The organism is Clostridium polynesiense, assembly GCF_000820705.1.
GTDB classification, from domain to species: domain Bacteria; phylum Bacillota; class Clostridia; order Clostridiales; family Clostridiaceae; genus Clostridium_AA; species Clostridium_AA polynesiense.
Genome location: NZ_CCXI01000142.1, coordinates 19196 through 45796 on the forward strand (window position 1 = coordinate 19196; position 26601 = coordinate 45796).

General features: G+C 34.7%; 21 protein-coding genes and 1 pseudogene. 5 read left to right on the forward strand and 17 right to left on the reverse strand.

Annotated features, from left to right (window positions below):
- Positions 1-17 precede the first annotated feature (17 nt).
- From TA89_RS14485 to TA89_RS14520, 8 genes are all read right to left on the reverse strand, one after another.
- Positions 18-983 (reverse strand): AAA family ATPase, encoded by a 966-nt coding sequence (locus TA89_RS14485; RefSeq protein ID WP_052447529.1) that lies wholly within the window; start codon positions 981-983, stop codon positions 18-20.
- Positions 956-1960 carry a hypothetical protein gene (locus TA89_RS14490; RefSeq protein ID WP_040214427.1) on the reverse strand — a complete coding sequence of 335 codons (1005 nt, stop codon included), beginning with the start codon at positions 1958-1960 and terminating at the stop codon, positions 956-958. Before TA89_RS14490 ends, TA89_RS14485 begins: the two co-directional genes overlap by 28 nt.
- Positions 1944-2615: a hypothetical protein gene (locus tag TA89_RS14495; protein ID WP_040214430.1), complete on the reverse strand. Its 672-nt coding sequence runs from the start codon at positions 2613-2615 to the stop codon at positions 1944-1946. Before TA89_RS14495 ends, TA89_RS14490 begins: the two co-directional genes overlap by 17 nt.
- Positions 2616-3575, reverse strand: coding sequence for a glycerophosphoryl diester phosphodiesterase membrane domain-containing protein (locus TA89_RS14500; RefSeq protein ID WP_040214431.1), 960 nt, complete (start codon positions 3573-3575; stop codon positions 2616-2618). It lies immediately after the preceding gene.
- Between the two features lie 196 nt (positions 3576-3771).
- The gene (locus TA89_RS14505; protein WP_040214432.1) at positions 3772-7023 is read right to left on the reverse strand and encodes an ABC transporter permease; all 3252 of its coding nucleotides are present in this window, start codon (positions 7021-7023) and stop codon (positions 3772-3774) included.
- A gap of 1 nt (position 7024) precedes the next feature.
- Positions 7025-7729 (reverse strand): ABC transporter ATP-binding protein, encoded by a 705-nt coding sequence (locus TA89_RS14510; protein WP_040214435.1) that lies wholly within the window; start codon positions 7727-7729, stop codon positions 7025-7027.
- 265 nt (positions 7730-7994) lie between these two features.
- On the reverse strand, positions 7995-9359 hold the full coding sequence (locus TA89_RS14515; RefSeq protein ID WP_040214437.1) for a DUF4179 domain-containing protein: 1365 nt from the start codon (positions 9357-9359) through the stop codon (positions 7995-7997).
- Entirely contained in the window at positions 9349-9900 is a 552-nt protein-coding gene (locus TA89_RS14520) for a sigma-70 family RNA polymerase sigma factor (protein ID WP_040214439.1), read from the reverse strand. The genes TA89_RS14515 and TA89_RS14520 overlap by 11 nt, the downstream gene beginning before the upstream one ends.
- A gap of 186 nt (positions 9901-10086) precedes the next feature.
- On the opposite strand from TA89_RS14520, the gene TA89_RS14525 reads away from it, so the two are divergent.
- On the forward strand, positions 10087-11121 hold the full coding sequence (locus TA89_RS14525; protein WP_052447530.1) for a DUF2804 domain-containing protein: 1035 nt from the start codon (positions 10087-10089) through the stop codon (positions 11119-11121).
- A 121-nt stretch (positions 11122-11242) separates the two neighbouring features.
- On the opposite strand, the gene TA89_RS14530 is transcribed toward TA89_RS14525, so the two are convergent.
- A complete protein-coding gene (locus TA89_RS14530) occupies positions 11243-12091 on the reverse strand; it encodes a M15 family metallopeptidase (RefSeq protein WP_052447531.1) in 849 nt (282 codons plus the stop codon).
- Between the two features lie 322 nt (positions 12092-12413).
- On the opposite strand from TA89_RS14530, the gene TA89_RS18370 reads away from it, so the two are divergent.
- From TA89_RS18370 to TA89_RS14545, 3 genes and pseudogenes are all read left to right on the forward strand, one after another.
- Positions 12414-13292: an electron transfer flavoprotein subunit beta/FixA family protein gene (locus TA89_RS18370; protein ID WP_040214440.1), complete on the forward strand. Its 879-nt coding sequence runs from the start codon at positions 12414-12416 to the stop codon at positions 13290-13292.
- Positions 13293-13304: 12 nt separating this feature from the next.
- The gene (locus tag TA89_RS18375) at positions 13305-14324 is read left to right on the forward strand and encodes an electron transfer flavoprotein subunit alpha/FixB family protein (RefSeq protein ID WP_147590142.1); all 1020 of its coding nucleotides are present in this window, start codon (positions 13305-13307) and stop codon (positions 14322-14324) included.
- Between the two features lie 4 nt (positions 14325-14328).
- A pseudogene (locus TA89_RS14545) lies at positions 14329-15727 on the forward strand (FAD-binding oxidoreductase).
- A 49-nt stretch (positions 15728-15776) separates the two neighbouring features.
- Here TA89_RS14545 and TA89_RS14550 read toward each other — a convergent pair.
- The 6 genes from TA89_RS14550 to TA89_RS14575 all read right to left on the reverse strand — a co-directional run bounded on the left by TA89_RS14550 (position 15777) and on the right by TA89_RS14575 (position 23353).
- Entirely contained in the window at positions 15777-16574 is a 798-nt protein-coding gene (locus TA89_RS14550; RefSeq protein WP_040214441.1) for an ABC transporter permease, read from the reverse strand.
- Positions 16558-17355, reverse strand: a complete 798-nt coding sequence (locus TA89_RS14555) for an ABC transporter permease (protein ID WP_040214442.1) — start codon at positions 17353-17355, stop codon at positions 16558-16560. The genes TA89_RS14550 and TA89_RS14555 overlap by 17 nt, the downstream gene beginning before the upstream one ends.
- Positions 17339-18343 carry an ABC transporter ATP-binding protein gene (locus TA89_RS14560; protein WP_040214444.1) on the reverse strand — a complete coding sequence of 335 codons (1005 nt, stop codon included), beginning with the start codon at positions 18341-18343 and terminating at the stop codon, positions 17339-17341. Before TA89_RS14560 ends, TA89_RS14555 begins: the two co-directional genes overlap by 17 nt.
- 256 nt (positions 18344-18599) lie before the next feature.
- Entirely contained in the window at positions 18600-19772 is a 1173-nt protein-coding gene (locus TA89_RS14565) for an MFS transporter (RefSeq protein WP_040214445.1), read from the reverse strand.
- A gap of 141 nt (positions 19773-19913) precedes the next feature.
- Positions 19914-21638 carry a phospho-sugar mutase gene (locus TA89_RS14570; RefSeq protein WP_040214447.1) on the reverse strand — a complete coding sequence of 575 codons (1725 nt, stop codon included), beginning with the start codon at positions 21636-21638 and terminating at the stop codon, positions 19914-19916.
- Between the two features lie 374 nt (positions 21639-22012).
- Complete coding sequence (locus TA89_RS14575; RefSeq protein WP_040214448.1) at positions 22013-23353, reverse strand: sodium-dependent transporter; 1341 nt, start codon at positions 23351-23353, stop codon at positions 22013-22015.
- Between the two features lie 636 nt (positions 23354-23989).
- Between TA89_RS14575 and TA89_RS14580 the strand changes: the two genes are divergently transcribed.
- On the forward strand, positions 23990-24490 hold the full coding sequence (locus tag TA89_RS14580; protein WP_040214450.1) for a CarD family transcriptional regulator: 501 nt from the start codon (positions 23990-23992) through the stop codon (positions 24488-24490).
- A 20-nt stretch (positions 24491-24510) separates the two neighbouring features.
- On the opposite strand, the gene TA89_RS14585 is transcribed toward TA89_RS14580, so the two are convergent.
- Entirely contained in the window at positions 24511-24711 is a 201-nt protein-coding gene (locus TA89_RS14585; protein ID WP_040214452.1) for a cold-shock protein, read from the reverse strand.
- 233 nt (positions 24712-24944) lie between these two features.
- On the reverse strand, positions 24945-26558 hold the full coding sequence (locus TA89_RS14590; protein WP_052447532.1) for an alpha-amylase family glycosyl hydrolase: 1614 nt from the start codon (positions 26556-26558) through the stop codon (positions 24945-24947).
- Positions 26559-26601 lie beyond the last annotated feature (43 nt).

Sequence of the window (26601 nt, forward strand, 5' to 3'; positions counted from 1 at the left end):
ATATATCACTCTACTCTCTATCTAGGTACTTTTATTTTTGCAAGTATATCCTTAAGAACCTGATCTGCTTTAATACCCTCAAGCTCTAATTCAGGCTTTAATATTATCCTATGCCTTAGAGTAGGAATAGCCATCTTCTTTATATCCTCAGGAATTACATAATCCCTGCCGCTGTAGGCCGCCGCTCCCTTAGCACATTGCATTAATGCTATAGATCCTCTGGGAGAGCTTCCTATATCTATAGTAGGATTATTTCTGGTTTCCGCGATTATATTAACAATATATTCAATTAAAGCCTCTTCTATCTGTACTTTCTGAACTTCTTCCCTGCTTCTTAAAATATCCTCGGGAGTAAACAGAGACTGTATACCGCATTTATCTAAATCTGTACTGGAAAAACCTTGATTATGACGTTTTAAAACCTCATTTTCAGCTTTTAATGAAGGATAATCTATTACTATCTTCATAAGAAATCTGTCTATTAATGCCTCAGGAAGAGGATAAGTTCCCTCATACTCTAAAGGGTTTTGTGTAGCAAATACCATATAAGGCGATGGCAGGTCTATCATTTCTCCGTCTATAGATACAGTGTTTTCTGCCATAGCTTCTAATAATCCTGCTTGTGTTTTAGGCGGTGTACGGTTAATTTCATCTGCTAATAGGAAGTTTGTAAAAACCGGTCCTTTTGTGAGCTCAAATTCCCTTGTCTGCATATTAAATATCTTTGTACCGGTAACATCTGCCGGCATAAGATCCGGTGTAAATTGTATCCTTTTAAAATCTAAGTCCAGGGTTTTTGCCAGAGTTTTAATCATCAGGGTTTTAGCAAGCCCCGGTACGCCTTCTATAAGTACATGTCCACCGCTTATAAGGCTTATAATAGATTGCTCTATCAGCTCATCCTGCTCTACAATTACCTTTCTAAGCTCTCTATTTATACCCTCCACTATATTTATCACTTTATTGTTTTCCAGGTTTTCCAATATGAATCTCTCCTTTTTGCTATAGCATTGTTAAGCTCTTCTATTATATTTATTATCTGAAGGCATTCCCTTCCGTTGCATTTTTTATTTTTATCCATCCTATTCATAAACTCATAAACCTTTTTAGCTTCTTTCAACATAGGAAGTCCTTCATTCTCCCACTTTTCTAACCAGGTTTCATGATTAGCTTTAATTTCCTTCAGTAACCCTGTATAGTAGTTTTCAGTTATAATATCCCAGCAGTCAGCCCTGCTGTAAATAGAAGCTGTATTATAAAGGTACTCATTTTCTGTCCTCTCCGTTTCCTCATAAAGAGGTATAGGCTTTCCGAACCTTTTTCCTTTATAGTAATATAGAGCCATTATAGCTAATACCAGCTGATAAACTATAATCTTCATGGCAAAAGGGATGCTGCCCCACAGGGATTTCCCTTCATTAGGCAGATATATAAAATATTCGTTAAAGTATATTCTTTTATAAGTACTCTTATCAAGTTCCTTAACTAATTTGTAAGCATCTGAAGTATTCTTGGTCAAAGTTTTATTAGTAAAATAAGAAGGATTGAAAGTGACTACCTTACCTTTAAAATAAGTATATTGAGCAGTCCCCTTTTCCTCTTTAGAAGCAAGCTTATATTCTGTATTTTCTAGATTCCTTGAGGTCAAATATATTATTTTTCCTCCCTTTTTAATCCACTGCATTATTTCCGGAGAATTAATATCGAATTGCCCATAGTCAGCTATAATCTGAATGCTTTGAGTCTCAATGGAGCCTACAGGCTTTAATGTCCTTTCTACAGGGTACTTTAATTCCTTCAATCCTTGGAAAAACACGCTGTATCCACCTTTTGTATTATTTATTACAGAATAATTCGGTAGATTGTCCTCCATTCTGCTGCTTAATATAAATGCTCCTATGAGGAATATTGGCATGAGTATGAATAAGGCTATAAGTTCTTTGCTAAGCTTTTTTTTCAACAGTCATCACCTCATTCCATAAAAGCTCTGTCTTTGAGTTCCAGGAATTATACATGTCCTGAGTGCAGGCTTTATTTCCGTACCAGATGAAATTAAAAATGTTCATAAGCTCTTTTATTTCTTTAAGCTTAAAGAAATTTTCTTTCATCAGATATTTATAAATTTCTTCATTGGTTTTTGTCTCATCTAAATACAGCAGGCTTTTTTCATGTAGTAAAAACAGCAAAGCAATGAAATCCATCCTTATAGCTTCCCTGTATTCACCTTTTTCCTTAAGGGTAGAAGCCTTGTTTTTTAAGCTTTGAGGAGTTGCAGCTTCGTCAATTCTTTCTCCCAGAATCTCTTGAAGCTTATTTCTATTTTTAAGTACTTTATTAGTTTTCATCACTACAAAAATAATCAATGCCACTAAAAGAATTATTCCTATAATCATAAAGATATCCGATAACATCTCTGGAGCTTCCGGAGAAAAATTTGCACCTGAAAAATGCTTCTGCATGAAATCAACAATTTTTCTCATCAAAGTTCTTCGAAATTTATCCATTAAAGTTTCTGAATCCCTTACTAAGTGGCTGTATTCAGGCTTATTTAATATATTCTGTATTGAATTTTCAAACTCGGTTGGCGAAGTAATAATTAAACTCAATAATCTCACTTAACTATTTCCTTTCATGGTATCTCGTAATTTTTTTATCCTCAATTCTAAATCCAGCCCCTCTATTTTAAATCTCTGATTGTAATAAAGCATGGTGGTAAAAATCCCTCCTATAGGTGTCACTATGAGCCATGTCATAATATTAATAGGTCCTGATAATATACCAAATAATCCTCCCAAAAGTACTTTAAAATCAGAATTTGCATTAAACAATTTTCCTAATAAAAATACAATACCAATTATTAAACTTACTACAGCTTGAAGGGAATATCTTATACCTGCAACAGTTATAACAAATACAAAATTATATAAAACTATTCTCCAGAAATTTTTTCTTACCAGCATTATACTCTTTTTAATAGCTGAAAAAGCACCTTTACCTTCTATAACCCCTGCATGGAAGGAAAATGAAAACAGCGAAAAATATATAAGCATCACAGCAGAGACAGCAATCATTAAAAGCAAGGGTACCCCTAGAAGAGGAATCCACGATGCATTAATGAGGGCAATATTTAAATAATAATTGGTTTCAAAGCTTTCTACGATGGATTTTATTATGAACCAAAAGACTCCTATAGCAGGCAAAAGAGAAATCCCTACCATGATTAAAATAAGAAATATCTTAGGAAGGGCTTTAAAAGAAAGTGAAATAGCCTTTTGCACCGTAACCTTATACCCTGTAAATTCCTCAGCAGATATGCTGATCATCCCAACATAAATGGATACTGCAAAAGTTGAAGCTACTAGTATAAGTAAGGATATAAAAAGCACCATAAAAAAATCAGAAGGTGATAAAGATAATACTACTCCAAATATAACAGCACCTAACATTATTGATATAAAAGCTATTACCCCCACAATAATGCTGTAAGCTAAATTGAATAATACCAATGTCTTTAGTTTTTTTCTTAAAACATCTATGGATCTATCCAGTATTTGTGAAAGACTCATTATTTCCATGTCATACCTCCCGGACGCCGATTTTGATAATATCATTACCTAAATTTTACTAAAATGTTGAGAAAATAGGAAGTATATTTTCAATAATAATTATTTAAAAATAATTGTTAACATTTTAGAAAAATATAGGTGCCAGGCACGTGACAAGTGACAAACTTTAAAGTTTGTCACTTGTCACGTGCCTGGCACCTTTCTTTTAATCTACTGATTTCAAGGATTCTACCATTTTTATTTTCTTAAGCTTATGATACATTACCAAATTAACAATACCTGCAAAGATCATAGTTAATATAAAGGAATATACATAGCTCATAGCTTTTATTTCTCTTCCAAACATCAGATTTTCCACCTCTGAGGTAACTACAATAAACTGGTGAAGGAATATTCCTAAAACGAGGCCCACTAAAGCTCCCAGCATGGTAAGTATGATATTTTCCCTGTACACATAAGCGGATACTTCTTTATCATAAAAACCTAAAACCTTAATAGTGGCAATCTCCCTGAGCCTTTCACTTACATTTATGTTAGTAAGATTGTAAAGCACTATAAAAGCCAGCGCTCCCGCTGATACTATAAGTACTATAATCACGTAGTTCAAGCTCCTGGTAACATCGCTGAAGGTTCTGTTTATTTCAGTGGTAAAGGATAGTGAACTTACCTCCTGATGAGTAAGAAGATCCTCAGAAAGCTTATTTTCAAAATCAGAACTGCTCTCTGAAGTTTTCGCCATTATTTTATGGAATTCCGGCTTTTTTCCATAGAGTTTCTCATAAAGCACAGGGGTCATATAAGCATAATGTCCGGCATAGTTTTCTGTAATACCTATTATCTCTGCTTCATACCTTTCATCCTCTTCTCCTCTTATGGATACCTTATCTCCTATCTTTACATTAAGGCCTTTTGAAAGCTTTTCTGTTAAAATTACTCCTTCGTCAGTAAGGTGCAATTTATCCTGATTAACTCTTCCCCTTAAAGAAATAAAGTCTTCAAGAGTTTTAGTATCCTTTGGAACCATTAAGGAAACGCTTTTTTCTTCACCACCTGCATCCATCTTTATATTCTCTTCTCTCATAAACATATGATCTGTAATTCTGTGTTCTTGAGATAGAGAATTAATAAACTCTGCATTTTTACCTGAATTTATTGAATCCTTTAAATCTATAATAAGCTGGTATTTAAATATCTCTTCAAACTGCTTGGAGGTTATTGAAACAATAGAATCTTTAAGTCCAAATCCTACCAAAAGAAGTGCTGTACAACCTCCTATACCCAGTATGGTCATTATAAATCTCTTTTTATATCTAAATATGTTTCTTGCAGTAACTTTATGAGTAAAGCTTAACCTTGACCACAAGGGTTTTATTCTCTCAAGGAAAATTCTTTTTCCTGATTTAGGAGCCTTTGGTCTCATAAGGAGAGCAGGGGCAGCCATAAGCTCCTTATAGCAGGCAAACCACGTTGCTGCAAGAGTTGTTAATACGGAGCCGGCGATAGCTAATGCTACAGAAGGTCCATCAAACTCTACTACAAATTCAGGGAGTATATACATCATCCTGAATGCATTAAATATAACTCTTGGGAATACCTGTACTCCTATAAGCACTCCTACAAGTCCACCGGTTAGACTGGCAAGCAATGCATAAATGAGATATTTTGAAGCAATGGCTGCTTTTCCGTATCCCATAGCTTTATAAGTTCCTATATAAATCCTCTGCTCATCTACCATTCTGGTCATAGTAGTAAGAGAAACTAAAGCTGCTATGAGGAAGAAGAACACAGGAAACACCTTTGAAATAGCATCCATCCTATCTGCTGCATTGCCATATTCTACATATCCAAAGTTAGTATTTCTATCAAGTACATACCACTTTGGTTTTTCAATGCTATTTATATCCTCTTCGGCATCAGCAATCTTGTTTCTTGCATCAGCAAGTTTTTCATCCGATTCCCTTTTCCCTTTTTCATACTCTTCTTCGCCCTTTTTCAATTCTGCTTTAGAGCTTTCAATCTTCCTTTCTGCCGCACTGAATTCATCCTCTGCCTTTTTCTTTGAAGCTTCCAGTTTTTCTGATTCCTGTTCAAGTTTTACTTTAGATGCTCCCAGAGTCCTCTTTGCCTCCTGAAGTTTCAGTCCCCCTGCTTTCAGCTCCTGCTTTTTCCCCTGAAGCTGCTTCTTAGAAGCTTCAATATGTGCTCTTTCTTTAGAAATAGCTGCTTCTCCTGCCGCTATTTGCTGCTGCAGCATCTGTCTTTCAGCTTCTGTTAAACTTTTATTGTTTTCCAAAATATATTTAAGGTCATTTATCTTTTGCTGCGCACTTGTTAACTGACTTTCCCCTTCGGCAATCTGTTTTTCCGCAGCTGCAAATTCTTTTTCCGCTCTGGATTTATTTTCTAAAAACGCAGAATACTGTTCCTCATATTTTTTCTCACCCTGCTGAAGATCTTTGTATCCTTGATTAAGCTTATTTTCAGCATCTGTAATAATATTTTTAAATCTCTGACGATTTTCCTTTAAAGCCTTTTCTCCCTGAGCTATTTTATTTCTTCCATCCTGAAGCTTATCCTCTGCCTCTTTAAGCTCTTTTTTCTGAGTTTCCTCACCTTCAGCTAAATCCTTCTTTGCCTTTGAAAGCTCCTTCTGCGCTTCAGCCATTATTTCTTCATATCTTATTTCTTTTCTTTCATCACCTAAAGCCTCCAGCTTATCCTTTACAGGATTAATTATATTTTTATATTCTTCACTGTAACTTGCCTCTTTTCTGGCATTATTAGAAGTTATAAATATATCCGTATAAGCCGGAATATTAAAGTCCTCCTGAGGTATCATTATATAAGCGCTTATCTTACCGTTTCCTATAGAGGTTCTTCCTCTTTCATAAGAAATATAATAAGGTGACTCCACCACTCCTACTATTGTAAATTCATTAGTCTTAAGGCTTTCCTCAATGTCTTTATCAGTTCCTGATTTTATCTTGATCTTGTCACCTATAGACAAACCATTGCTTAATATTTTTCCTTTTTCAACCACTGCCTCTCCTGACTTTTCAGGCAGCCTGCCCTCTATAAGCCTTGGTCGGTTTATAAAATCTTCATCCTTAGAATCCAGTTTATCTAAAGGAAGAGCAAAAACCTTTATCCCCTGATCTTTATTTTCAATGTTTACAAGGCCATCCATAGAGTAAGTAGGAAACACTCCCTGAGTTTCCTGCAGATTTTTTACAGCCTCCACATCCTTATCGGTAAAACCTAAGGTGGATAAAAGATGTATATCCATAAATCTGTATTCATCAAAATATCTATCTCCTGTAGCCTTCATGTTAGGTCCTGTAGCCTTAACTCCCGAAAAAAAAGCTACTCCCAGGGCAACTATCGCAAAAATAGCTAAAAATCTACTGAGGCTCCCCTTTATTTCTCTAAAGGTATCTTTAATTAAAGAGTTTTTCATGTTACCACTCTATTCTTTCTACTGGAGTTGGATTTTGGTTTATTGTGATATCATCCACTTTTCCGTTTTTAATTTTTATAACCTTATCTGCCATGGGAGCAATAGCAGAATTATGGGTTATCACCACCACAGTCATGCCCAGGTTTCTGCAGGTATCCTGAAGCAGCTTTAAGATAGATTTACCGGTATTATAATCCAAAGCCCCGGTAGGCTCATCGCAGAGTAAAAGCTTAGGCTTCTTTGCCAGAGCTCTTGCTATAGCTACCCTCTGCTGCTCTCCTCCGGAAAGCTGTGCAGGAAAGTTATCTCTTCTTTCGGATAACCCCACCTGCTTCAAAATAGTTTCCGGATCTAAAGGTTCCTTTCCTATCTGCGTAGCCAGTTCCACGTTTTCCAAGGCTGTTAGATTTTGAATTAAATTATAGAACTGAAAAACAAATCCGATATCATATCTTCTATAGGTGGTTAGCTGCTTTGAGCTGTATCCGCTCACCTCATTACCATCTACTATTATTTTTCCGCTGCTAGCAGAGTCCATGCCGCCTAAAATATTTAAAATTGTACTTTTTCCTGCTCCGCTAGCACCTACAACTATTACAAATTCACCTTTATCTATGGAAAAAGTAACTCCATCTACTGCCTTTATTTCCACTTCTCCCATTTTGTATATCTTTTTTACATCCTTTAAGTCAATGTAAGAACTCAAATTTGTCACCTCTTATTATTTAATGTTATATTATTATCTATAATCTACATACCTATTATAGAAACTTTAATTAACATCATCTTCTAAATTTTCAAAAATCAGTAATTAGTTATATTTTAATAACTGTATAAAATTATACAATAAAAAACCCTTGTAAAGTCAAGGAATTTACAAGGATTTAAAGATAATTTTAACAATGATATAAATATAGTAGTTTTACTGTATAAAATGTCAAACTAAAAGGTCTTTTATATAGTTGTTTAATTTACTTAATCTTAACTTTGAATTCCTCTAATATTCTTTGAGGATAATTATGAAGCTTTAAATATATTGGGCCTTTGATATCTTTATTAATCTTAATATCACTCCTTATATTAACAGTATTATCTGAATCTTGAGAGCTAGTACTCTCACCAATAGTATAAGAAACTCCGTTACTATCAGTTATTTCGTTATAAATAAAACCGTAAGTTCTGGTTTTCTCTATTTCAGAGTCTATTTTAAAATCAAATTCTAAGATTAATCTGTCTTCCCACCTGATAAATGATTTCATCTTTATATTGCCATCAGGAGCAGTTAGGAGCTCTTTCTTATCTAAATCCACTTTTAGATAGAGCTTATCCTTATCTACAGCCCTTAAGCTTTTTCCTCTAATATAAAGCTCCTTGGAGTCTCTGAAATAATTACTTTGAAAATATATTATCTCATTGTAATCATCTATTTTAACCCCCGATTTTCCGTTTACAATAGGCCTTCTTACCTCCCCTACTTCGTCCACAATCTCTATATCGTCAAAATGTAGTATCTGTTTTGTATTGCTTTTATCATAGTGAATTTTTAAAGCTGCTTGCATGGGAGTAACAACTAAGCTTTCAAAGAAGATCTTTTGTCCCTCTATCTCTGCTGCTTTGTTTATTTCATAGATTTTACTCATATCCTGAAGCTTTTTATTGTCCAGTGAAATTTCAAAATTCCATATATAAGGCAGTACTTCAGCTTCACCTCCATATTTTTCAGCTATTTCCTCCAAGGTCACATCAATCCTTAATTTTCCCGGTATTTTAGCAGCATCTTTAAAATGAAAATCCACTGTATTTTCTATTTTGTTAAACTTAATCATATCCCTGTCTACAACCTTTACTATTCCGGAAGAAGCTACTATTTCTTCTCCTTCACCTTGGATTATCATTTCATCTATAGTTACATATCTGTGGTTTCCCTTATTTTCAATGGTGTAGAAAACTACAGCCTTGGAGTTATCAATTATTATGTCATTAATAGTAAATATAAGATTGTCATGCTCTACAGATTGATCGATATTTTCTATAAATCCATTATTTAAAGCATCCTTTATTCCCTTATCGTAATTAATCAGATCCACAATTCGATTAAAACCTGGTATTCTTCTTACATAGGAGGCAAAGACTGTAGAGGTTCTGATAGATATAACGAATAATACACACATAAATACCGCCGCAGTGAAGGAAATCCTTCTGACTTTTCTATGTCTTCTCTTATTTATCCCCGTGTCCAATCCTCTTTTAATATATTCATCAATATTATCCGGAGGATTTATACTATTTATATCCTTTGATATTTCCTTTAAATAATTTTCCTCTCTATATGACAATCTCTTCACCACCTTCACTTAATAGAGATTTAAGCTGCTCAAGGCCTCTTCTTACTCTGACTTTTACGGTACCCTCAGGTATTTTTAATATCTTTGAAATATCAGCAGTGGTCATATCGTGAAAATACTTTAATATTATAGGTGTCTTATATTTGGGCTTAATTTTTTCTATAGCTGCCTCTATTACAATCCTATTTATACATTCCTTATCAATGCTTTCTATATCCTCAGTTGTTATATTTTGGAGGCCTTCTTCTCCTCCATCTATAAAAATGATTTTCTTTTTCTTTTTATTTTCATCTATACAATAATTTATTGCTATTCTAATCAACCAGGTATTAAAGTGCTCTTCCTTTTTTAAGCTGCTGAGCTTGGTATATGCCCTGCAGGTTACCTCCTGAATTCCCTCTAAGGTATCCTGCTCATTTTTCAAATAGCTGTATATTATCTTATATAACTTTTCTTTATTGTATGAGATAAGCTGAAAAAAGGCTTTACTATCACCCATTTTAGAAGCCTTAACCATCTCCTCCACATCCATATAAGAACCTCCCCTGCACTTAACTGCTTACCCTTTATAATCATTAGACTGAACATATAGACAATTAGTTTCAGAAATTTATATTTATACAAATATTTTACATTGAAAAATAAAATTTATATATATGAAACTCCTTTAAAGTCTTATAATTAAATATATAAAAGGATAATGGAGGAGGGTGATAGCATGAATTTATCTAAAGAGCTGCTGACTGAAAAGGAAATTACTAAAGAAATAAACTTATGCAACAGTAAAGGAGAATTGCTTCAGAACAGCATTGTATGGGCGAGACATCCTTTAATAAACTGTAATCTTTCCGGGAGATTTCTCAGAAAAAAGAAATGGAATTATTGGTGCGTAACCGGTAAAGATTGTCTGTTTTCTGTTACTATCTCTAATATAGACTATGCTGGAATGATATTTGCCTATTTTTTGGATTTCAAAACCCATAAATTCATTGAAAAAACGGTGATTTCACCATTTGGAAAGGACTGTAGCATGCCTGAAGCTGTTCACGCCTCTGTAGAATTTGATAATCCTAAGCTAAGGATTAAATTTATTGAAGATAACGGAATAACTCACATTACTGCAGAATGCAGAGATTTTAACGGTGAAAAAATGGAGGCAGATTTCAGGGTTATATATCCTGAAAATCACGAAACCTTAAATGTAGTTGTCCCTTGGGATAAAAAGCATTTTCAGTTTACCTCTAAGCATGAATGTCTTCCTGTAGAGGGATATTTAAAGGTGGGTCAAAGCACCTATGACTTTGAGCAGAGCAACACCTTTGCTTGCATGGATTTTGGAAGGGGTATATGGCCCTATAAAGTGAAATGGAATTGGGCAAATGCTTCAGGAATTATAAACGGAAGATCTATAGGTTTAAATCTGGGAGGAAAGTGGACAGATAATACCGGTATGACTGAAAATGCTTTAGTGGTGGATGGAAGGCTTACAAAGATAAGTGAAGATATGGTGTTTGAATATAACCCCCAAAACTTTATGGAGCGCTGGAGTATAAAAACCAGTATAACAGATAAAGTAGATTTAAAATTCACACCTTTTTTTGAAAGGATTGCAAAAACGAATCTTGTACTTATAAAATCAGAGGTACATCAAATGGTAGGTTATTTTTCAGGCACTATAATAACTGATGAGGGAGAAAACATATCTATAGACAGACTTCTTGGCTGTTCTGAGGAGCACTTTGGTCAGTGGTAGCTCATTATAAAGCCTTCTAAAACAATAAAAACACAGGAATCACCAATAACTGCCTCTAAAGTAGATAGAAGCTTAATTGCTACCTATCTATAGAGGCAAGTAAAATGATAATCTTGTGTTTTTAATTCTCCATATACTCCTCAAGGGTTATACCATAATTCTTTATTTCTTCACTGGCATTAACTCCTACATATCTGTAATGCCATGGTTCGTAATTATAGCCGGTTACTTTTTCTTTTCCCTTAGGATATCTTAATATAAACCCGTATTTATGAGCATTGGCATCAAGCCATTTGAAGGCTTTAGTATTTTCAAAAGCAGTATCTAAAGCAGTATGTTCCGTTGACACCATATCCATGGATAACCCTGACTGATGTTCACTGGTACCTGGCTGTGCCACATATTTATCAGCATAGCTTTTTCCTGATTTTTTAACCTTATTATTGTAAACACTTTCCTGTATTTTATAGCTTCTGTATCCTGATACCCCCAAAAGGGTTATTCCTTCCTCCCGAGCGGCATTAAACATTCTTTCTAAGGCCTCTGCTGCCTCTTTTTCCATCTTTTTTACTAAGGGATCTGCAGAGGATTTAAATTTAACCTTAGGAACCACTAACTCCTTAGGTATAAAATCTTTATCCAATTTATTTTTTCTGTTAACCAGAAGTATTCCTTGAGAATATTTATATTTATCTTCAGAATTATTATCATTCTCTTCCTCGATCTCTGCAGAAGGACTTTCACCCTTATCCTCAGAATCATCCTTAACATATTTATTAAATATACCGGATATATTTTTTAGAACTCCGCCTTCCTTATTGCTGTCCTTTGAGTCCTTTTCCTGTTTTTCAGAATTTTCCTCCACACTGCTTGTACCAAAAATCTTAAAAATATATTCGTTTTTTGTTGAGTACAACATAACTCCTAGAACTATTATAGTTGCAGATATAAATGCTATGTATTTTTTCACCTTCACTACTCCTTCCTCATCTACTAATTATATATCAAATGAAGCTCTTTTTTAAATTAATTAAATTACAATAAAACTTATAATATTCTTATTTTCTCCTTTATTAGTGCATATATTACTACGGTTAAATCTAAAAAAAGTCACTCAATTCCTTAAGAGAACTGCTCAATTAATAATTTTTACTATTTAGTAATAATTATTTAATATTTTGGTAATATTGTTCATATAATCCTAACAGAAATATATTAATAATAGAGGTACAATTTAAATAAGAATATATTGGTCATACCAATTGAAGAATTTTATAACGGAGGAATTTTTTATGAATATAACCGTTTGTATTAAACAAGTTCCGGATAGCACTGAAGTAAAAGTAAAGGAAAACACCGGAACTTTAATAAGAGATGAAATCAGTTCTCAGATAAATCCTTACGATCTTTATGCTCTAGAAACAGCGCTGCAGATAAAAGAATCAGTTTCAGGAAAAATATCTGTTATAACCTTAGGAGAAGAGCATTCTCATCAAATTATAAAAGAAGCTTATATGATGGGTGCTGATGAAGGATTCTTAGTATCTGATAAAAGGTTTAACGGTTCTGATGTATACGTAACCGCTTATATATTATCTCAGGCTATAAAAAGGTTTACTGAAAGTACCGTGATTCTCTGCGGAAAAAAATCCACAGACAGCGGAACTTCCCATTTAGCTTCTGAATTAGCCGAAATACTTAACATTCCATGCCTTACTAATATAAGAAGGATAATTAATATTAAAGAAGATTCCCTTACCGTGGAGGCTGATATGGAGGATTCCTTGATTCAGGCAGAGATAAAAACCCCCTGCATACTTAGTGTAGATGAAAGCATAGCAGAACCCAGGCTGCTTTCCTTTAGAAAAAAGCTGCAAACTAATGATAGAGAAATAAAGAGGATATATCTTGAGGAGCTTGAGGACAAGAATGAATATAACTATGGGTTAAAAGGCTCCCCCACCAATATCTCCAAGCTATATCCCGCTGAGAATTTCTCCGAGAAAACTAAAGCTTTAAATGAAAAGAAGCTTTCTCCTGAGGGCTCCCCTCTTCAGCTTAAAAGGATTTTTCCCGAGGGAGTAGATTCCGGTAAGGAAATTTGGTCGGGCGCTTCTATAGGCTTAGCAGAAAATATATACACCAAGCTTAAAGAGCTTAAGCATGTATAGGGGGTATTAGATATGGATAAGCTAACGGATAATAATTTAAAGAATAAAAATTTCTGGAAGGGCATTGCTGTAATCGTAGATCACAATAATGGAGATATCAATTCCGTTACCTTAGAACTTATTGCTAAGGCAAAGGAATTATCTGAGAAGGCTAATGAAAAGCTCTATGCTGTTTTTATCGGGAGCTCCATAAAAGCTTCTGCGGAAGAGCTTCTATACTACAGTGTGGATGAAGTTTTTATATATGAAGATACAGAGCTTCAGCATTTCAGACCTGAACCCTATGCGTCAGCATTAGAGGATTTTATACATTATGTAAAACCTTCAATTATACTATCTGCCTCCAGCGCTGCAGGGAAAATGCTTGCATCAAGAATCGCAGCACGATTTAAAACAGGATTATCTGCTGACTGTACTTCTTTAGATATAAATGAAAAGGGAGAATTGCTTCAGATAAGACCGGCCTACGGCGGTAGTATAATGGCAGAAATAATAACTAATAAAAGGCCTCAGATGGCTACAATAAAGCCTCAGGTTTTTCCTGCAGCAGATAAATCAGAAAATCCTTCCGGTAAACTAACCTTCCGCTCTCCTAAGGATTTAACTTCAGGGATTAATATACTAGAGGTTTCAAAGAAGCATAAGGAAATAGGCATAACAGAAGCTGATGTATTGGTAGCCATAGGAAGAGGCATCAAAAATCAGAAGGATATAAAAATGGCTGAGGAGCTTGCTGAGGCTTTAGGCGCTCAGCTGGCAGTCACAAGACCCTTAACGGAAATGGGCTGGGCAGATGCCAGCAGACAAATAGGAGTAAGCGGTAAGATAGTGAAGCCTAAGCTTATTATAACCTTAGGAATATCCGGTGCCATCCAGTTTACCATTGGAATGAATAAGGCAGATTATATAATTGCTGTTAATACCGATGAAAAGGCTCCAATATTCAAGGTTGCTCACTATGGAATCATAGGTGATATATACGAGGTAGTCCCCCACCTTATAAAGCTTATAAAGGGACAGGAGGAGGTTTAGCTCTATGAATTATAAAAAGCTTGATAAAAATGATATAGAAGCGATACTTTCCATAGTAAAAGATAAAGAAAGAGTTTATTATGGAGAAAATATAAATGAAGATTACAGCCATGATGAATTGAGTGCTGTAAAGGTTATGCCGGAAATAGTAATTCAGGTGCTGTCTGCTGAGGAAGTTTCAGAGATTATGAAGTATGCCTATGAAAACAGCATTCCTGTAACCCCAAGAGGTGCGGGTACAGGACTTGTAGGCTCGGCAGTTCCCCTCTACGGAGGAATTTTATTAGATCTTACTAAAATGAATAAAATCCTGGAAGTCGATAAAGAAAATCTCACTTTGACGGTAGAGCCCGGTGTACTGCTCATGGATATAGGAAAATACGTAGAGAAATTTAACTTGTTTTACCCTCCGGATCCCGGTGAAAAAACCGCAACTATAGGTGGAAATATAAGCACCAACGCAGGAGGAATGAGAGCAGTAAAATACGGTGTAACAAGAGATTATGTAAGAGGCCTTGAGGTAGTGCTGCCTACGGGAGAATTAATAGAACTAGGGGGAAAAATAGTTAAAAACAGCTCAGGCTATCCTTTAAAAGATTTAATGGTAGGCTCTGAGGGTACCTTAGGAATAGTGACCAAGGCAGTTTTAAAGCTTCTTCCCCTCCCTAAAAAGGTCATGAGCCTTTTAGTGCCCTTCCCGAATTTAGATATGGCTATAAGCACAGTGCCTGAGATCATAAAATCTAAATCAATTCCTACCGCTATTGAATTCATGCAGAGAGAGGTTATAGTTGCAGCAGAGAAATTCTTAGGCAAAAGATTTCCCGATAACAGCTCCGATGCTTATCTACTCTTAAAATTTGACGGCAGCAGCATTGAGGATATAGAAAAGGATTATGAGGATGTAGCTAAGCTTTGTCTCCATAAAGGTGCCTTAGATGTATATATTTCTAATATAAAGCAGAGAGAAGAAGCTATATGGAGTGCCAGAGGAGTTTTCCTTGAGGCTATAAAGGCAGATACCTCGGAAATGGACGAAGTAGACGTGGTTGTCCCCAGAAACAAGGTTGCTGATTTTATAAAATATATCCATGACCTGGAGGAAAAACATAATATCCGTCTTAGAAGCTTCGGTCATGCAGGAGATGGAAACCTCCATGTATATATATTAAAAGACAGCTTAGATGAAGAAGCCTGGAAAGAAAAGCTGGAGGCTGTGATGGAGGATATGTATGAAAAGCAGAGAGAGCTTAGAGGACAGGTGTCCGGAGAGCACGGTATAGGAATTGCAAAAAAACCTTATTTAGAGCAAGCATTTAGACCCTGTGACACTTAACCTCATGCGAGGCATCAAATCCACCTTTGATCCTAAGGGCATATTAAACCCTGGAAAAATATTTTAAACTGAAAAATGTCATTTGTCAGGTGCCAGGCACCTGACAAGTGACATTTTTATATTCTATTAATTATTAAGTTACCGGATTCATATTTTTTAAGTCCTTTATAAAAAGCGATATAAGCTAATATAATCCACAAAAGACACATAGCAAAAACCTGTAAAATCCTTATCAAGTCAAACTTTCCTATAACTTCTGAAGGAATATATACCATAAAAGCTACAGGAATAGCTGTATACAAAATGTATTTAGTTATGCCGGTAAATATCCCTTCAGGATATATGCTGAAGGTTATGAGAAATTCTGTAACCAGCTGACCAATCCCCTGAGCGCTTCCTATATGAAAGCTTAAAGCATGAACAGTCACAAGCACTGCAGAAAACATCAGGGCACCTGTGAGGCAAAACAGAAGAAATAATATAAATCCCCTTATATCAAAGCCTCTAACTATAAAAGACAGTATTATTCCATAGAGGAAATCTCCCCAGCCTGATATTATGGTTTTAGAACAGATAATATTGATGAGAGGATCTCTTGGCTGAAGAAGATAGGTATCCAGCTCACCCTTTAGAATCATACTGGTTATATGAGGTATATTTCCAAAGGTTACAAAAGCAAGTCCATAGCTTGTTGATGTAATAGCCCAAAGCATCATTACATCCTTAAATCCGTAACCTCCAATTATATTTATATTATTAAAAAGTATCCACCAGAAAAAGATAAAAGATGCATTATTCAGTATCATCCCAAAGCTTTGAATAAGAAAACTTATCCTATATTCCATTACTGCGGATATATTAAACTTAAAATAGTAAAATATAAGTCTGAGACTTTTGCTAACCTCCATTAACATTTAAATTCCTTACCCCCTTTCTAAATAACAGCATTGCAGCTGCAAAGAATATTATTAAATAAAGAAGCTGTACAGAAAATCCGCTGATGAAATCTGAAAAGGAAAAATTCACTGTAAGCTTTGCTGGAATGTAGGTTACATAGGCAAAGGGAAGATATCTTGCTATTTGCTGAAGCCAGTCAGGAAAAAGCTCTATAGGCATAAGCATCCCTCCCAAGGTAAATATAAGCTTTGAGTAAATCCAGAAGAAAGCTGAGTTCTCTTCAAACCAGAAGGCACTTAAGGACAATATCATATAAATTAAAAAATGTATGATGCAGCCTGTAGCCAGGGATAAAAATATAAAGGGAAGATTAATGATGTTAAAGCCCTCTAAACTTCCTACATAGATAAAGCCTATAGCAATACCAATAATTGAATTAGTTAAAAGCTTTACCCCTACTTCACCTATAAAATAAGAAAAGCAGTAAAGTACATAATTATAGGGTTTGTTTAAAAGATATGCTATACTTCCGCTTTTAACATCCTCGTTTACCTGAATATGAATATCTGTCCGTGATAGAGTTACAAGCTCCGTTACCACCAGATACCATATCATCTGATTTAAAGTAAAGCCTCCTACCAGGCTCCCTTTCTGCGAATAAATACTTTTCCAAAGCATTAAATAAACAAAAACTATAAATGCAAAAAACATATTTTTACTAAGAAAGTCCCAAAAATACACCAGGCTGTTTGACAGAGTTATTTTAGTAACCTCACTGTATTTACGAATTAACTGCATATTCCCCACCGCCTTTAGCCTGTTTATAAATCTGTGATATTACCTCCTCCATTGGTGGCTCTGATATGGTTATATCCTTTACCTTTCCGCATTTAATTAGCTTAGTCAAAACTTCATCCATATCCTCCTTAGAGGTATCTACCCTAACTTTTAATGCATTCCCTTTATTTTTTATAATATCCACAGAACAGTTGCTTATATCCACAGCCTCATTATATTTAATGTGAATAATTTTTTCCTTGAGGTAATCGTATTTCAGCTTTTTTATAGCTTCATTTAAAACTACCTCTCCATGATTTATAATTATGGCTCTTTTACATAGCTGCTCTATGTCTCCGGAATCATGAGAGGTTAAGAATATAGTAGTTTTTTCTTCCTTATTAAGAAGGAGAATAAGCTCTCTTATCTTCTGCTTCACCACTACATCCAGCCCTATGGTAGGCTCATCCAGGAATATAATTTCAGGCTCATGAAGTATTGAGGCTGCTATCTCACATCTTATCCTCTGACCTAGAGATAGCTTTCGAACAGGAATGTCCATGAGCTCTTGTATTTCGAAGATTTCTTTTAGCTGGTCTATCCTCTTCCTCAGTGTGTTTTTGTCCATTTCATAGATATTTCCTAAAAGATTGAAGCTGTCTAAAGGAGGCAGATGAAACCACAGCTGAGACTTTTGTCCAAAAACCGTTCCTATTTTATAGGACAGCTTCTTTCTGTCTTTTGAAGGATTCATCCCTAAAACCACAATTTCTCCGGAGGATGGATATAAAATGCCTGTCATCATTTTAATTGTAGTGGACTTCCCTGCTCCGTTTGGTCCTATAAAGGCCAGAATTTCACCCTTTTCCACCTGAAAGGATATATTATTAACTGCATTTATCTCTCTATATCTAGGTGAAAGTATAGATTTTATACTTCCACGAAAGCCCTCCTCTTTAGTCTTAACCCTGAATACCTTGTTTAGATTATTAACCTCAATAATGCTCATATAATCCCCTCCTGCATTAATAAATACTGTATAAACAAGAATTTTTTATAAAAAAATAAAGCCCCGGAACAAATCTCTTAATTGAGACTCGTCCTTTAGGCTTTTTTCCTAAAAGTGTAGATGATTATCCTGTATCGCTTGGACCTGACACCTTAATAGCTTATTAGAATTAGGCTTATTATTGCTCTCTAATAATATTTCAAGGTCGGAACCCTAGATACACTCTCATATTAGATATATGATACCATCTTTTCAATTAATTGTAAATGATCTTTTTTGTCCTTCTGTTAAGCCACTCACTTATGCCTATCATAGCAATAAGAAGCATAGTTAAACTTGGAGCTAAAAATTCCAGAGAGGTCTTTGAGAATATTACTCCTAATAAGGCAGATAATATAGATCCTCCTAAGCATGCTGCTCCTACCTGATATCCAATAAGAGCTTTTGTGGTTGCTTCGTCAAATCTTCTTGGAGTTTCGTGCATCATACAGGGATATATAGGGGCAAAGCCTAAGCCTATCAGCATAAGTCCTATCATAGTTATAAAAGGCAAGTTAGGGATATAAACTAATATTCCGCCTAAAGCGGCAATTATTAGACCTATTCTGATTAAAGCTCTGTTCCCTAATTTATTCACCACTACCCCTGTTAAAAACCTGCCTGTCATGAGAGCTCCGTAATAATATGATATCCAGTACCCTGCAGTTTCCTTAGGTATTCCTCTTGACTCTACCAGCATACTATTCGCCCATAAGCCTACGGAATATTCAGTACCTGCATATATAAAGAACATTAATATTCCAAGCCAGGGAGAAATAGATTTCAAAATAGAGATACCGCTTTTATTTTGAGATGTATCCTCCTCTATTAAATCCCTCTTTTCTTCTTTCCAAAGCTTTAATCCTAATAAAAATATAAAGGCTAAGGAAAGCTGAATCATAGAAATCACAGAATACCCGCTCTGCCATACTCTGCCGGAAGCAAGTATCTTTGTCATTATAAATGGTCCTAAAGAGGCTCCTACTCCCCAGCAGCAGTGAAGCCAGTTCATATGCCTGGAGGAGTAATTATTGGCTACATAATTATTTAAGCCGGAATCCACGGCACCTTGTCCCAATCCAAGAGGTATGGTAAATACTATTAACCATGCAAAGGTGGGTGCTTTGGAATAACCCAAAAGGGCTAACCCTGTCATTAAACAGCTTATCAAGGTAACCTTTGCAGTTCCAAATCTATGTAAAACTTTCCCGCTGGAAAAGCTGGACAATGCAGAAAAGCTCATAAGTAAAACAGTAACCAGACCTGCAGTTTCAATTGGCATGGAAAAATTCATACGAATGTCCGGCCAGGCAACACCAAAGACTCCATCGGGAAGCCCTAAGCTCACAAAAGCTAAATATATAACCACTAATAAAATAATAGATGCCATTAATCAATTCCTACCTTTTCTTTTTTTACTAAATATTATTTTACCAATAACATCCTCATTTAATCAAGTTTGAATGAAAAAATGTCAAGTGCCAGGCACCTGACAATGTCACTTGTCAGGTGCCTGGCACCATCTTTTAAATTATTCTACGGATTTTAGTTTTGTCAGAACAACCTCTTCCATGGAAGCAATCTTTTGTTCTGCTTCCTGTGCTGTTTCAGCTTTTGAGTATAGATAAAGCTTAATTTTTGGTTCTGTACCGGAAGGTCTTACAGAATACCATGAACCGTCTTCTAAAGTAAATTCAAGAACATTAGAGGAGGGAATTTCCACGTCAGAAGCTTCACCGGTTATCACATCGGTTCCTTTGCCGGTTTTGTAATCCACATATTTAACAAGCTTCAAATCTCCTACCTTCATAGGATATTCATTCCTGTAAACCTCCATCATCCTGCCTATTCTTCTGCTGCCTTCGATTCCTTCCAATACTAAAGATATTTGCTTTTCTCTGTAATAACCGAACTCTTTATAGATTTCTTCCAGTACATCTATAAGTGTTTTTCCCTGCTTTTTATAATATGCAGCAGCTTCACAGAGCATCATTGAAGATATAACTCCATCCTTATCCTTTACAAAGTCTCCTGTTACATATCCTATACTTTCTTCGTATCCAAATATAAATTTATTATTTCCACTCTTTTCAAGGGCGTTAGCTACTCCGCAGATATTTTTAAAGCCTGTTAATGCATCGTAGGTTTTAACTCCATGTTTTTCTGCTATAGCTCTACCTAAATCTCCTGTAACTATTGATTTAACTATAAATGAATTTTCAGGAAGTCTTCCTGTTTCTTTTCTTCCTTCAACTATATATTTAACTAATATAGCTCCTGTTTGATTTCCGTTAAAGGCAATATACTTTCCATCTTCATCTCTAACCATTATTGCTAATCTGTCGCAATCCGGGTCAGTAGCCAAAAGTAAATCTGCTCCTATTTCCTGTCCCAGTCTTTCAGCGTATTCAAAGGCCCTTGGATCCTCAGGATTTGGAAAAGGTGCTGTGGTAAAGTTAGGATCAGGGTTTTCCTGTTCAGGAACCACAGTTATGTTGCTGAAGCCTCTTTCCTTAAGAACTCTTCTAACCAGCTTATTTCCTGTTCCATTTAAAGGAGTATATACTACCTTTATATCCTTATCTATATCATCTCTAAGTGCTAATTCTTTCACCTTAGATACATATATATCATCTATTTCTGAGCCCAGTATATTAAGGAGTCCTTTATCCAAGGCTTCCTGCTCATCCATAATCTTAATATCTTCAAAATTTTTGATGCTTAATATTTTTTCTGTTATAGCGTCAGCATATTCCTGACCTATTTGAGCTGCATCCTCCCAGTATACCTTGTATCCGTTATACTCCTTTGGATTGTGACTGGCAGTTACCACTATACCTGATGCAGTTTTAAGATGTCCTACGGTAAAGGACAGCACTGGGGTTGGTCTTAGGCTCTCAAAGAGATAGGCCTTTACGTTATTTCCTGCCAACACTAAAGCCGCTCTTTTAGCAAATTCCTTTGAAAAATGTCTGGAGTCGTAGGCTATAGCTACCCCCATGTCCATATACTTTTGTCCTTTTTCCACTATAAAATCTGCAAGCCCTTGAGTAGCTCTGGATATTATATATATGTTCATTCTGTTTGTTCCTGCTCCTATTTTACCTCTAAGTCCCGCAGTTCCAAATTCTAAATCCTTATAAAACCTATCCTCTATTTCCTTTTCATCCTCTTTAATGGATAAAAGCTCTTCTCTTGTTTTTTCATCAAAATACTGATTGTTTAACCAACTATCATAAGATTCTCTGTAATTCATATAATCTACATCCTTTCTTTTAAACTATAGTTTTAATTACAGCTATGGAAACATCCATATACTTTACAGTGAATTTGGTATCATCATAGATATCTATATATTATCACTATTTACTATAATAATTCCATATAAAGCATTTTATATATGGCAAATTTAAGATTATAAATTTGTTAATAAATAATAATTGGTTCATATCTCAGATTTTTTATTGAAAAACTATCAATTATTAAAGGAATCATAAGGAAAATATTTACTTAACCATCAATATATTTATCAATCCTTTAAGTTTATGCTTTATTTATTATTCTCATCATTAATAATACATATTAATATTTTTTATTAAAATGTTTTTTAATATACTATAATCCTTATTCCTAACCTATACCTCCATAAATTACTCCTAATACTATCACTGCTAAAGTTATTAAGGTAAAACCGTATTTAATAAAAGGAATAAAATAGTTTCCTACAGACCATCCTGCTCCTACGTTTATTTCCTTCAAAGCGGTTTTAGGATTTACAATATAAAAGAAGGTAACTGCAACTATTAAAGCTCCTATTGGGGTTATATATATAGTTATAAAATCGGAGAATTTGCTGAATAATTCTGTATTTAAATCCATAGGTATCCCTATTAAAAAGCATATGACCGCTATAATAACCGCTGCCTTTTTTCTATTTAGGTTTAATTCGCTCATAGCCGCCTCCACTGGTCCTTCCAGCATTACAATACAGGAGGATAAAGAGGCAAAGATGATGCTTAAAAAGAATAACGCACTTATTAATGCTCCCATAGGCATGGCCTTAAATATGCTTGGAACTGTGACAAAAAGCAGTGCAGGACCTGCACCAGGATCTAACCCATAAGCAAATACTGCAGGGATTATTACAAAGGCCGCTAATATAGCTGCAAGGGTATCGAATAAAGCTGTTTGTATAGCTGCAGAGGGTAAATCCACCTTTTCATCTGCATAGCTTCCATATACAACCAATGCACAGCCTGTTAGAGAAACGGTAAAGAAAGCTTGTCCCAAAGCCATTATCCAGGTTTTAGGTGATAATAAAAGCTCCCATTTAGGATATAAAAGATACTTAACCCCCTCAACAGCCCCAGGAAGGGAAAGTGATCTTAATGCCAGAAGTATAAATATTATAAATAAGCAGGGCATCATTATCTTATTAATTTTCTCAATTCCCTTTGAAACTCCTGCTGTAACTATAAACACGGTAAGCAGCACAGCGGCCCCATGCCATAATATGCTTTCATTGCTCCCTGTAAAGGTATTGAAAAATACTTCGGTATCAATTTTGTATAACTGTCCTGATAAACTAACTGTGAAATACTTTAAAACCCATCCTACAACTACAGTATAAAATACAAATATTCCTGCAAGACCAAGAGTAGGTACAGCACTTAATATACTGCCGCCTCTTATGTTTTTTTCTTTAAACGCCAGCCTTATACCACTCATAGAGCCTTTTTTATAATATCTCCCGAAGGCCATTTCTACCATAATTCCTGCTGTACCCAAAATAAATACAAAGATGAAATAAGGTATTAAAAAAGCAGCGCCTCCATATTGACCAAGCTTATAGGGAAACATCCATATGTTTCCTAAACCAACGGCAGCTCCTACACAAGCTAGAACAAGACCTAACTTTCCTGAAAACTGCTCTCTCACCTTTGAACCTTTTACGTTAATTTTTTCTTTCATTTTTCTTCCCCCTTAATAAAATTAAAAGGCCGCACAGTTTTTCACCAGCGACCTTAATTATTTACCTAGGAAAATAAAATAAAGCCGCATAGTGATATCTACGCGACCATTAACTGCATAACAAATTTACTTTAGCCATCATAGATACAAAACTTGAAGTTTTCCTTCAGGGTTTGCATCTATGATACTTAGTTAATCATAAATACAAACCTATCTAAAAAAGCTAAAGCTAAAGAATGAATTATTTAATTTTTTAGCTGAATTTAAAGATAGATTTTTCATAAACAAATCTCCTATGGATAAAAGTTGTATTAAAATAAGTTACTTCATACTTAAATTTATAAAGATATTTTAAAATTTATTATATATTAACACGTAAGATACCAAAAGGTCAACAATTTATTAATAACAGCTGTACTTTTTTATAAATTTTAACATTTATTTTCTATAAAATTATTAATAAGGCAAAATTTTTAAACATATAATCACCTTAATTGTAATATTTATATATAAGAAATCTCTTTTATTTTTTTATTGACACCAATATATTTTCTGTGGTATGATATTATTTTTGCAAAAAAACAATTATTATGATACAATAAAGCAGTGAAGTTATAAACTCAGGAGGCGGATAGTTTGTTTAATATTGGTGATAAGGTTGTTTACCCTGTTCATGGAGCTGGAATTATAGAATCCTTAGAAGAAAAAGAGTTTTTAGGAAGCATGAAGCAATATTATATAGTAAAAATAATAAGCAATAGCATGAAAATTATGATTCCTAAAGAAAAAATTGATGGTTCAGATTTAAGGCGTATAAGCGATGAAGATGACTTGAAAAATATTTTTTCCATTTTAAATAACAAGGAATCTTTTTCTGAAATCCTCCCGCCTACAAGACAGCGCAATCAGCTTTTTTCTGACAAGATCAAGTCAGGCTCTTTCAAAAAGAATGCTGAGGTAATAAAAGACTTAATGATTTTAAATGATAAAAAGCCATTAAGCTCCACAGAAAAGCAGCTTTTAGAAAAAGCAAAAAAACTTTTAGTGGGAGAGATAGCTTTAATTAAGGATATCTCCAGCAGTCAGGCCAGCGATTTATTAGATAAAAATTTGGATGAAAAAAAGCTGTTGAGTTAACTCAACAGCTTTTTTAATTCTTATAGAACAACTACGTTAGCAGCTTGCTCTCCTCTTTGTCCTTCAACTATATCAAAGCTAACTTTTTGACCTTCTTGAAGTGACTTGAAGCCATCTCCAGCTATTGCTGAAAAGTGAACGAATACGTCCTTTCCGCCTTCAACTTCGATAAAGCCAAAACCTTTCTCTGCATTAAACCATTTAACTGTTCCTTGATTCATAAAAAATACCTCCAAAAAAATTACTTTAACATGCTGATCCTTATCCTTATAAAAGAAAAGTTCACACATTTCTAAGGATTATATGTTCGAAAATATAATCCTTAGAAATGTGTGAACTATAAATATCAATACATATTAACCTTTTGTATCATATCATATTAAAGCAAATAAATCAATAGAGGCTTTATAATTTCTATCATAGAATAAATCTAAAGTTTTCTAAGGTGCACAAATTAATTTTCATTCTTTAAGTCAAGTATTGCAGATGAGTAGGGTGGCATTTTAACCGTTTTATTTTTAAAAGCAACCTTTTTACCCTCTGAAGCTACAGACTCTAAAAGCTTTACCTTAGAATACCCTTCCGGTATTTCCACTATTATCTCCTTATCAGAAACATTATGAAATATTCCAAGCTTCTCCTCCTTATATAAAACAGAAAAAGCTACTATCTCCTCCTTAGACTCAATAGGAGTAATTACTCCTCTGGCTATGGCAGGATAATTGTTTTTTATTGAAATAAGCTTCATATAGTGTCTTAGAAGTGAGCTTTTATCCTTTAACTGTTCCTCTACTCCAAATTCCGGTTTCTTACTGTAATCAGCATTAGAAGGATTATGAGGAATTCCGGTTTTATTACTATTGCTCCAGAGCATTGCAAGCCTTTTATTTTCATCTTTTCCTGAACCCAGGGTTCCTATTTCTTCACCATAATAAATAAAAGAGTTTCCCGGAGCAAGTATATATAAAGCTGCCGCTATCTTCATAAAGCTCTCATTATTGCTTAAGGTGCCTGCACTCCTTGCCTGATCATGGTTTGATAAAAATAAAGCATCAATGGCAGCTTCATTTTTAGAAGCAGCTTCCTTCTGCTGATCAGCAAGCTTTTCTGCTACCCCTGTGCCCATACCGGAACGGGCAGCACTGACAAAAAGTCCGTCATTTTTTGCAAAATCAAAATTGAAAAAACTTTGTATTTTACTTTCATACATATCTAAAACCACATTATTACTTGTCCATGCCTCACCTACTATATAAACTTCAGGATTATACTTTTTTGCTTCTTTATTCAACCAGCTTAAAAACTCCACGTTTTTTGAAGTATTTTGATCATAATAATGGGTAGTGGCATCAAGGCGGAAACCGGAAACCCCTTTATCAAGCCAAAATTTCATGATGTCTGTAATATCCTTCCTTAAAGCAGGATTATCAAGATTCAAATCCGGCATATTCTTATCAAAGGCACATTCATAATACCAATCAGAATAAAGGGGTGTTTTAACATAATTCTTTTTAGATTCTGAACTGAAGTTATAATAACCGCAGTAAGGATTATGCTCCCTGCAGAGCTCCTTTACAGAGCATACCTCATTGCCGCAGGGAGGAATACCTATGCTTTTAGCTGCAGATTGAAACCAAGGATGCATTATCGACGTGTGGTTTAAAACTAAATCTATTATTAAGGAAATATTTTTTTCCTTACTTTCTTTAATCAACCTATTAAAATCCTCCATAGTTCCGTAAATAGGATCAATGTTATAATAATCTGTCACATCGTATTTATGGTAGCTTGGAGATGGCATAATGGGCATAAGCCATATACCGCTACAGCCTAAGGAATTATTCCCTCCTTTGCTGCCTCCAATATAATCAAGCTTCCCTATCAATCCACTTATGTCTCCTATTCCATCATTATTTGAATCATAAAAGCTTCTTAAAAACACTTCATAATAAGTCCTGTAACTATCCGCAGGATAATTATATGTCTTTGGTGAACAGGAGGTTAAAAAAATAATAAAAAGCAGTGCAGTATAGGTTATCCTTATGATACTTTTCTTTTTCTTCACCATGAAAATCTTACCTTTCCTTCAACTATAAAATCATAGGCTGCAA

Coding starts and splice junctions, on each gene's coding strand:
- TA89_RS14500 (WP_040214431.1), bottom strand. CDS start 3,575: ATGGAAATAATGAGTCTTTCACAAATACTGGATAGATCCATAGATGTT.
- TA89_RS14505 (WP_040214432.1), bottom strand. CDS start 7,023: ATGAAAAACTCTTTAATTAAAGATACCTTTAGAGAAATAAAGGGGAGC.
- TA89_RS14520 (WP_040214439.1), bottom strand. CDS start 9,900: ATGGATGTGGAGGAGATGGTTAAGGCTTCTAAAATGGGTGATAGTAAA.
- TA89_RS14525 (WP_052447530.1), top strand. CDS start 10,087: ATGAATTTATCTAAAGAGCTGCTGACTGAAAAGGAAATTACTAAAGAA.
- TA89_RS18370 (WP_040214440.1), top strand. CDS start 12,414: ATGAATATAACCGTTTGTATTAAACAAGTTCCGGATAGCACTGAAGTA.
- TA89_RS18375 (WP_147590142.1), top strand. CDS start 13,305: ATGGATAAGCTAACGGATAATAATTTAAAGAATAAAAATTTCTGGAAG.
- TA89_RS14550 (WP_040214441.1), bottom strand. CDS start 16,574: ATGTTAATGGAGGTTAGCAAAAGTCTCAGACTTATATTTTACTATTTT.
- TA89_RS14555 (WP_040214442.1), bottom strand. CDS start 17,355: ATGCAGTTAATTCGTAAATACAGTGAGGTTACTAAAATAACTCTGTCA.
- TA89_RS14560 (WP_040214444.1), bottom strand. CDS start 18,343: ATGAGCATTATTGAGGTTAATAATCTAAACAAGGTATTCAGGGTTAAG.
- TA89_RS14565 (WP_040214445.1), bottom strand. CDS start 19,772: ATGGCATCTATTATTTTATTAGTGGTTATATATTTAGCTTTTGTGAGC.
- TA89_RS14570 (WP_040214447.1), bottom strand. CDS start 21,638: ATGAATTACAGAGAATCTTATGATAGTTGGTTAAACAATCAGTATTTT.
- TA89_RS14575 (WP_040214448.1), bottom strand. CDS start 23,353: ATGAAAGAAAAAATTAACGTAAAAGGTTCAAAGGTGAGAGAGCAGTTT.
- TA89_RS14585 (WP_040214452.1), bottom strand. CDS start 24,711: ATGAATCAAGGAACAGTTAAATGGTTTAATGCAGAGAAAGGTTTTGGC.
- TA89_RS14590 (WP_052447532.1), bottom strand. CDS start 26,558: ATGGTGAAGAAAAAGAAAAGTATCATAAGGATAACCTATACTGCACTG.